This window comes from Acidovorax sp. KPB24-03 (assembly GCF_057546605.1).
This window is the reverse complement of the sequence record NZ_BAAJYR010000419.1, coordinates 1-2,995: the sequence shown is the minus strand read 5'-3', so window position 1 is coordinate 2,995 and position 2,995 is coordinate 1. Positions and strand designations below refer to the sequence as shown.

The 2,995-nt window shown below is 68.6% G+C and carries 1 protein-coding gene; it reads right to left on the bottom strand.

Features of this window, described 5'->3' with window-relative positions:
* On the bottom strand, positions 1–2,969 hold a 2,969-nt coding region (locus tag AC27KI_RS21925; protein WP_487115813.1), incomplete at its 3' end, for an efflux RND transporter permease subunit.
* Positions 2,970–2,995: the final 26 nt, after the last annotated feature.

Genomic DNA, 2,995 nt, shown 5'->3' with positions numbered 1-2,995 from the left:
GCGGCCAGCGTGGTCATCAGGATGGGACGAAAGCGCAGCATGCAGGCCTCGCGCACCGCCTCCAGCGCCGACAGGCCCCGGGCACGCTCGGCCTCCAGCGCGAAGTCGATGATGAGGATGGCGTTCTTCTTCACGATGCCGATCAGCAAGAACACGCCGATGAGCGCGATGATGGTGAACTGCATGTTGAACAGCAGCAGCGCCAGCACCGCCCCCACGCCGGCCGAGGGCAAGGTGGTCAGCACGGTGATGGGGTGGATCAGGCTTTCGTACAGCACGCCCAGCACAATGTAGATCACCACGATGGCCGCCAGGATCAGGAAGAACTGCTGCGACTGCGATTGCTGGAACCCGAGGGCCGTGCCCTGGAAGCTGCCGCGCACGTTGGTGGGCATGGCGATGTCGGCCTCCGCCTGCTCGATGACCTGTCTCGCCTGGCTCAGGGATGTGTTCCCGTCCAGGTTGAACGAGATCGTCGTGGCCAGTTCGCCGTCCTGGTGGTTGATGGAGGTGGGCGAGGCCCGCTCCACCACCTTGGCGATGGCGCTCAACGGAACCATGGTCGATGCCGTGTTGCTCAGCACCTGCCCCGTGGAGGCGCCGCGCTGGCCCGGATTGGCGGCCGTGCCGGTGGCCCCGGTCGGGTTGGACGCCACGAAGATGTCGGCCAGCGCCGGCGGGCCCTTGGTGTATTCCGGCGCCCACTCCATGATGACCGAGTACTGGTTCAGCTCGCCGTAGATGGTGGCCACCGAGCGCTGGCCGAAGGCGTTGTAGAGCGCGCTGTCGATGGCCGAGGCGCTCACGCCCAGGCGCGAGGCGCTGGCCCGGTCCACCTCCACATAGGTCTCCACGCCGTTGTCGGCCTGGTCGGTGTCCACGTCGGTCAGCAGCGCTTCCTGCTTCAGGCGCTCGGCCAGGCGCGTGGCCCACAGCCGCATGTCGGCCAGGTTGTCGCTCTTGAGGGTGTACTGGTAGGTCGAATTGCTGGAGCGCCCGCCCATGCGCAGGTCCTGCACCGGGCTCAGGAACACCTGCAGGCCGGTGATCTGCGCCAGCTGCGGCCGCAGGCGCCCGATCACGGCGTTGCTGCTGTCGACGCGTTCGCCCACGGGCTTCAGGTTCACGAACAGAAAGCCCCCGCCCGCCCGCCCGCCACCGGAAAAGCCCACCACCGTGTCCACCGCCGGATCGTTGCGGATGATGCCCACCGCCTGGCGCAGCTTGCGCGCCAGGGCGTCGGAGGAGATGCTCTGGTCAGCCCGCAAGCCGCCGTTGAGCTGGCCGTTGTCCTGCTGCGGAAAGTAGCCCTTGGGAATCTTGGTGAACAGGTACACGTTGAGCCCGATCACCGCCAGCAGCACCAGCATGACCAGCGCCTTGCTCGCCAGCGCCCAGTCCAGGCTGTGGGCGTAGCCGCGCAGCATGCCGTCGTAGCCCCGCTCGGCCCAGCGCGCGAAGCGGCCGGGGGGCTTGGCCTGGGCGGGGTCTTCCGAGCGCAGCAGCCACGCGCACATCATCGGCGTGGTGGTGAGCGAGATCACCAGCGAGATCGCCACCGCCACCGACAGCGTGACCGCGAATTCGCGGAAAAGGCGCCCCACCTGCCCGTCCATGAACAGCAGCGGGATGAACACCGCCACCAGCGACAGGCTGATCGACAGCACCGTGAAACCCACCTCGCGTGCGCCCAGCAGCGCCGCGGCCATGCGGTCCATGCCGGCCTCGATGTGGCGGCTGGTGTTCTCCAGCACCACGATGGCGTCGTCCACCACGAAGCCGGTGGCCACCGTGAGGGCCATCAGGCTCAGGTTGTTCAGGCTGAAACCCAGAAAATACATGATGCCGAAGGTGCCCAGCAGCGATACCACCGTGGCCACCGCCGGAATGACCGTGGCGCGCGCCTTGCGAAGGAACAGGCCCACCACCAGCACCACCAGCGCGATGGAAACCATGAGCGTGAACTCGATCTCGCGCAGCGACGAGCGGATGGAATTGGTGCTGTCCGACGCCACCGACACCTGGATGTCCTGCGGCAGCTGCGCCTGCAGGTCGGGCAGCAGCGCGCGCACGCCGTCCACCGTGTCGATGATGTTGGCCCCCGGCTGGCGCGTGATGAGCACGATGATGGCCGGGTCGCCGTTGAACAGGCCCAGCGTGCGCGTGTTCTCTACGCCATCGACCACGCGCGCGACGTCGCCCAGGCGCACGGCGGCGTTGTTGCGCCAGGCGATCACCAGCGAGGCGTAGTCGGACGCCTTGCGCGAGGGCGAAGGCGTGTAGATCTGCAGGCGCTTGCCATCGCCTTCGATGGCGCCCTTGGGGCGGTTGGCGTTGGAGGCCTGGATGGCCGCGCGCACGTCCTCGGTGCTGATGCCGTAGCGGTTGAGCGCGAACGGCAGCAGTTCCACGCGCACCGCGGGCAGCGAGCCGCCGCCGATCTCGACCTCGCCCACGCCCGCCACCTGCGAGATGCGCTGGCTCACCACGTTGGAGACCGCGTCGTAGATCTCGCCCGGTGTGCGCGTCTTGGAGGTCAGCGTGAGGATGATGACGGGCGCATCCGCCGGATTGCGCTTGCGGTAGGTGGGGTTGCTGCGCAGCGTGGCCGGCAGGTCCACGCGCGATGCGTTGATGGCCGCCTGCACCTCGCGCGCAGCGCTGTCGATGTTGCGGCTCAGGTCGAACTGCAGGCTCACGCGGGCCGAGCCGGTGGAGCTGCTGGAGGTCATCTCGTTCACTCCCGCGATCACGCCCAGGCGGCGCTCCAGCGGCGTGGCCACGCTGGTGGCCATGGTCTCGGGGCTGGCGCCCGCGAGGCTGGCCGACACCGAGATGGCCGGGTAGTCCACCTGCGGCAGCGGCGCCACCGGCAGCACGAAGAACGCGGCGATGCCCGCCAGCGCCATGCCGATGGTCAGCAGCACGGTGGCGACCGGGCGCTCGACGAAGGGGCGCGACAGGTTCATGGGCGTGGGCACGGAGGGGCGCGGCG